General features: G+C 71.4%; 3 protein-coding genes. 2 read left to right on the forward strand and 1 reads right to left on the reverse strand.

All coding sequences use genetic code 11. From position 1 onward, the window contains the following. The coding region (locus PROKR_RS27150; protein WP_211240260.1) for a FixH family protein at positions 1-403 on the forward strand (403 nt) is incomplete at its 5' end. A gap of 26 nt (positions 404-429) precedes the next feature. On the opposite strand, the gene PROKR_RS27155 is transcribed toward PROKR_RS27150, so the two are convergent. After that, a complete protein-coding gene (locus PROKR_RS27155) occupies positions 430-1,512 on the reverse strand; it encodes a class I SAM-dependent methyltransferase (protein ID WP_036970010.1) in 1,083 nt (360 codons plus the stop codon). A gap of 436 nt (positions 1,513-1,948) precedes the next feature. Between PROKR_RS27155 and PROKR_RS27160 the strand changes: the two genes are divergently transcribed. Then, positions 1,949-5,344 (forward strand): CARDB domain-containing protein, encoded by a 3,396-nt coding sequence (locus PROKR_RS27160; RefSeq protein WP_036970013.1) that lies wholly within the window; start codon positions 1,949-1,951, stop codon positions 5,342-5,344. Positions 5,345-5,691 lie beyond the last annotated feature (347 nt).

Genomic DNA, 5,691 nt, shown 5'->3' on the forward strand with positions numbered 1-5,691 from the left:
CGTGCTGGCGGTCACCGGCTTCCTGGTGGACCGAAGTCCCGAGGCGGCATCGGCGGTCGCGGCCGAGGACCGCGGGGAGAGCGCCACCGAATCGGTGCGCCTGGACGACATCTCGGCGCGGATCACCCTGGACCCCGTCGCCGTGGGGCCTGCCACGCTCACCATCGAGATGGCCGATCAGGCGGGCGAGCCCGCGGAGGGCTTCGAGGCCCCGCGGATGAGCCTGGCGTCCGACGAGGTGGAGCTCGGCGAGCTGTCGCTCAGCTCGCTCGGGCCGGGGATCTACGCGGGCGACGTCGTGCTGCCGACGACGGGGGAGTGGGAGGTGCAGGTGTCGCTGCGCACCACGGAGTTCGACAACCCGGTGCGGACGGTGACGTTCCGGGTGCCGGACGGTTCCTGAGGGTCTGGCCAGGAGCCCCGAGGCGCTCAGGTGATCCGGTAGAAGCGGAAGAAGCCGAAGTCGCTGATCGGTAGCACCTCGACCGTGCCGAAGCCGGCGGCCTGGGCGTAGTCCCGCAGACGGTCGGGGCGCATGACCGTCCCGGTGGCCGCGCTCGGGCTGCTGGAGCGGCCGTCGGGCAGACAGACGAAGAGGCTGAAGCCGTACATCATGCGCTCGAGCTCGTCGCCGTCGGGCGCGAACGTCTCGGCGACGGCCTCGTCCATCACGATCAGCGGGGCGCCGGGTGTCAGCGACCTCCGGACGGCGGCGAGCACGTCGACGGGCCGGGGCATGTCGTGGACGCACTCGAAGGCGAAGGCCACGTCATAGTGTTCGACCGGAAGCTCCGCGGCGTCCCCGTGCGAGAACCGGACCCGGTCGGAGACGCCGGCTGTCCGGGCGTTCGCGGCCGCCATCACGACCGACGGCGCGTCGATGTCGATCCCGTGCACCGTGGCGTTCGGGTAGGCCCGGCCGAGCGCGATGCTGGACCACCCGCCGCCGGAGCCGACGTCGAGGACGCGGGCACCGGGGCGCGCGAGCAGTCCGTGCAGGTCGGTGACGTCGGCGAGCGCGTCGGCCAGCCGGTGCTCGAACCACGGCCGGTTCGCGTCCGCCTGTCCCTCGCGTGCGTGGTCGCCGAGCTCGGCCCAGCTGATCCCGTCGCCGGTGCGGTAGGCGTCGAGGAGCCGGGGAAGGGCCGGACCGACCGCGCCGAACATCCGGCCGAGGGGTGCCAGGAAGCTGAGGCTGTGCTGGTCGGTCATGACCTCCGCGGTGGCCGACGGGATGCTGAAGACGCGCTCGTCAGGGGCGTCGCCGTCCGAGTCGAGGTGCAGCAGGCCGGTCACCGTCTGCTGCTCCAGCCACTCGCGCGCGTACCGGGCATCCGTGCCGGTGCGCTCGGCGAGCTGGGGCGGGGTCGCGGGTCCGTCGTCGGCGAGGGACCGGTACCAGCCCAGGCGGTCGCCCAGGAAGGTCGACATGAGGTCCACAGTGCCGAGGATGGCGCCGAAGAGCCGTTCGGCGACGGCCTCGGCCGTGGGTGCTTTCGGGCTGGTATCCATCCCCCAACGGTCCGCCCGGCGGGTGCGGCGCACCAGTGCGGGAGCGGGGGATCTTTCGGGGAAGCCCTCGGACCGCTGCGCGTCGCCCCCTGACTACCGCGCAGCTCCACCCCGCCGATGCACCTGTGCCCGCGCACGCAGCTCCGGCGTCGCCGCCGCGCGGCGAGACCTCACCGCACTCTTGACGCCCCACGATTCGCCCTCGTAATATCCGAACCGCAAGACTGCAAGAAATTGACAGATGACGAGCACAAAGCAGTGCACGTACTGCAACTCTGCACTCTCGCCCCCGGTTCGGCAGGTCTCCACGGCTGCCTCGGTGGCGCCGACCCGATCCACCCAGGACGTCGACGCGCGCCACGGCGGGCGTGCCGACGTCGGGCGACGACGCCCGCGGGTGGCCGAGCCCGCCCCCGGCGGGAGAACGAGGACGTTCATGAGAATCCCCTGGAAGCACACGGTCGTGACGGGCGCCGCGCTGGCGCTCGTCGCGCCGTTCGGACTGGCCGCCGTCGCGCACGCCGCGGACGCCACCGACCTCGCCCTCGGCAAGCCGATCACGGCGTCGTCCGTGACGCAGACGTACGTCGCGGCCAACGCGAACGACGGGAACGTCTCGTCCTACTGGGAGGGCGCGGGCGGCCAGTACCCGGCGCACCTCACGGTCGACCTCGGGCAGGAGGCCGACGTCGAGCGCGCCGTCGTCAAGCTGCCGCCGCCCGCCGAGTGGGCGCCGCGCACGCAGACGTTCAGCGTGCTCGGCCGGTCCGAGGGCGAGTCGTCGTTCCGCACGCTCAAGGCCTCGGCCGCCTATTCCTTCGACCCGGCGAGCGGCAACACCGTCGTGGTCCCGCTGGACGGGGAGGCCGACGAGGTGCGCCTCGCGTTCACCGCCAACACCGGCGCGGGCAACGGCCAGGTCTCCGAGCTGCAGGTCTGGGGCACGCCCACGGGCGACCCGACCGACCCGACGGACCCCACCGATCCCACCGACCCGACCGGCACCAACTACGCCCTGAACCGGCCCGCGGCCGCGTCGTCGACCGAGTGGACCTACGTCGCCGCCAACGCGGTGGACGGCCAGACCGGTACGTACTGGGAGGGCGCCGGCGGGCAGTATCCGTCCACGCTCGACGTCTCCCTCGCCGCGCCCACGCAGGTCAGCGGCGTGCGGGTGCGCGTGAACCCCGACAGCGCCTGGGGGGCGCGCACCCAGACCTTCTCGGTCTGGGGGCACGCCGGCACGGGGGCGTGGCAGGAGCTCAAGGCGTCCGCCGGGTACGCGTTCGCGCCCGGGAGCGGCAACCTCGTGGACGTTCCCGTGACCGGCACGGTCACCGACGTCCGCCTGCGCTTCACCGCCAACACCGGTGCGGGTAACGGGCAGGTCGCCGAGCTCGAGGTCTACGGCGCCCCGGCGCCGAACCCGAACCTCACGGTCACGGCGGTGACGGCTTCCCCGGCGTCGCCGACGGCGACCACGCCCCTGACGCTCACGGCGACCGTGAAGAACACGGGCGACCGGGCCTCGGCGGCCACCACGCTGGACGGGAAGATCGGCGGCAGCACGGCGGGCTCGGCGGACGTCGCCGCGCTGCAGCCCGGTGCGACCGCCCAGGTGACGGTCGCGGCCGGCACCAAGCCCGCGGGCGAGTACACGGTCGGCGCCGTCGTCGACCCCGGCAACGCGGTCGCCGAGCAGAACGAGACCGACAACGCGTTCACGGCGTCCGCCAAGCTCGTGGTCGGTGAGGCGCCCGGGCCGGACCTGGAGGTCGTCTCCGTGTCCTCGAACCCGGCCAACCCCGCGGTCGGCGCGGCCGTGTCGTTCAGCGTGCAGGTGCGCAACCGCGGCAACCAGTCCGCCGCGGCCGGTTCGGTCACGCGCGTCGTCGCCGGCTCCACCACCCTCAACGGGACGACGCCGGCCGTGCCGGCGGGCGGCACCGTCACCGTCACCCCGACCGGCTCGTGGACGGCGACCAACGGCGGCGTCACCGTGACCGCCACGGCAGACGCGACCGACGTCGTCGACGAGACCGACGAGGACAACAACGCGGGCACGCTCGCGGTGACCGTGGGCCGCGGCGCGGCCGTGCCGTACACCACCTACGAGGCCGAGGACGGGCAGCACAACGGCACGCTCCTGCAGACCGACCCGCTGCGCACGTTCGGGCACACCAACTTCGCCACCGAGTCGTCGGGCCGCGAGTCGGTGCGGCTGAACAGCACGGGCCAGTACGTGCAGTTCACGTCCACCAATCCGACCAACTCGATCGTGGTCCGCAACTCGATCCCCGACGCCGCCGGCGGCGGGGGACAGGAGAAGACGATCAGCCTCTACGCGGACGGCCAGTTCGTGCAGAAGCTGACGCTCTCCTCGAAGCACTCCTGGCTGTACGGCACCACCGACCAGCCCGAGGGTCTCGTCAACACCCCGGGCGGCGACGCCCGCCGCCTGTTCGACGAGTCGCACGCCCTGCTGAACCGGTCCTTCCCGGCGGGCACGGTGTTCAAGCTGCAGCGCGACACGGGTGACGACGCCTCCTTCTACATCATCGACCTGGTCGAGCTCGAGCAGGTCGCGCCGCCCGCCTCGAAGCCGGCGCAGTGCACGTCCATCACCGAGTACGGCGCCGTCCCGAACGACGGGCTGGAGGACACCGCCGCCATCCAGGCCGCCGTCACCGCCGACCAGGAGGGCGAGATCGACTGCGTGTGGATCCCGGCCGGTCAGTGGCGCCAGGAGAAGAAGATCCTCACCGACGACCCGCTCGACCGCGGCACGCACAACCAGGTGGGCATCAGCGACGTCACGATCCGCGGCGCGGGCATGTGGCACTCGCAGCTCTACAGCCTGATCAAGCCGCACCTCGCCCCGGGCGTCATCAACCACCCGCACGAGGGCAACTTCGGGTTCGACATCGACGACAACGTCCAGATCTCCGACATCGCGATCTTCGGCTCCGGCGACATCCGCGGCAACAACGGCCAGGAGGAGGGCGGTGTCGGCCTCAACGGGCGGTTCGGTCAGGACACGAAGATCACCAACGTGTGGATCGAGCACGCGAACGTCGGCGTCTGGGTCGGGCGCGACTACACCAACATCCCCGAGCTGTGGGGTCCCGGCGACGGCGTCGAGTTCTCCGGGATGCGTATCCGCAACACCTACGCGGACGGCATCAACTTCAGCAACGGGACGCGCAACTCGCTCGTCTTCAACTCGACCTTCCGCAACACCGGCGACGACGCCCTCGCGGTCTGGGCCAACCCCTACGTCAAGGACCGCACCGTCGACATCGGCCACGACAACGCGTTCCGCAACAACACCGTCCAGCTCCCGTGGCGTGCCAACGGCATCGCGATCTACGGCGGCTACGACAACTCGATCGAGAACAACCTGGTCTACGACACCATGAACTACCCCGGCATCATGCTCGCGACCGACCACGACCCGCTGCCGTTCTCGGGGACCACTCTCATCGCCAACAACGGCCTCTACCGCACGGGTGGGGCGTTCTGGAACGAGGACCAGGAGTTCGGGGCGATCACGATCTTCCCGCAGACCCACGACATCACCGGGGTCACCATCCGCGACACGGACATCGTCGACTCCACGTACGACGGCATCCAGTTCAAGAACGGCGGCGGCAACATGCCCGACGTCCGCATCACGAACGTCCGGATCGACACGTCGAACAACGGCTCCGGCATCCTCGCGATGGGCGGCGCCCGCGGCAACGCGATCCTGTCGAACGTGACCGTCACCAACTCCGGTGAGGGGGACATCGAGAAGGAGCCCGGCTCGACGTTCGTCTTCACCGGCCAGTAGGGCCGACGACGACGCGGGGTGCCGGCGCGCGCTGCCGGTGCCCCGCGCTGTCGCGGCGGTGGGGGAGCTCGACGCGCGGGCGTGACCTGGGAGTTCACCCGGGTGGCAATGTTCTTGTTCGAGATTTTTCGGCCACTTGTCCGCTATCGGCCCGTACGATTCCCTTCCAAGAGAGCGCACGCCGCTCGGGCCGAGGGGGAACCGGCGACGCGCACGACGAGGCACGGCGACGGAGGACCACGGTGGGCGAGCGGGAGTTCGAGCGGACCCAGGACCTGAGGTTCACCGCGTCCGAACCGCCGACGTCGGAGACCCTGCCGCTGGCCCCGCCGTCGTCAGCGGCTCCG

Origin of the sequence: Promicromonospora kroppenstedtii DSM 19349, from assembly GCF_000515355.1 — a bacterium.
In the GTDB taxonomy this organism is placed as follows: domain Bacteria; phylum Actinomycetota; class Actinomycetes; order Actinomycetales; family Cellulomonadaceae; genus Promicromonospora; species Promicromonospora kroppenstedtii.

Coding starts and splice junctions, on each gene's coding strand:
- PROKR_RS27155 (WP_036970010.1), bottom strand. CDS start 1,512: ATGGATACCAGCCCGAAAGCACCCACGGCCGAGGCCGTCGCCGAACGG.
- PROKR_RS27160 (WP_036970013.1), top strand. CDS start 1,949: ATGAGAATCCCCTGGAAGCACACGGTCGTGACGGGCGCCGCGCTGGCG.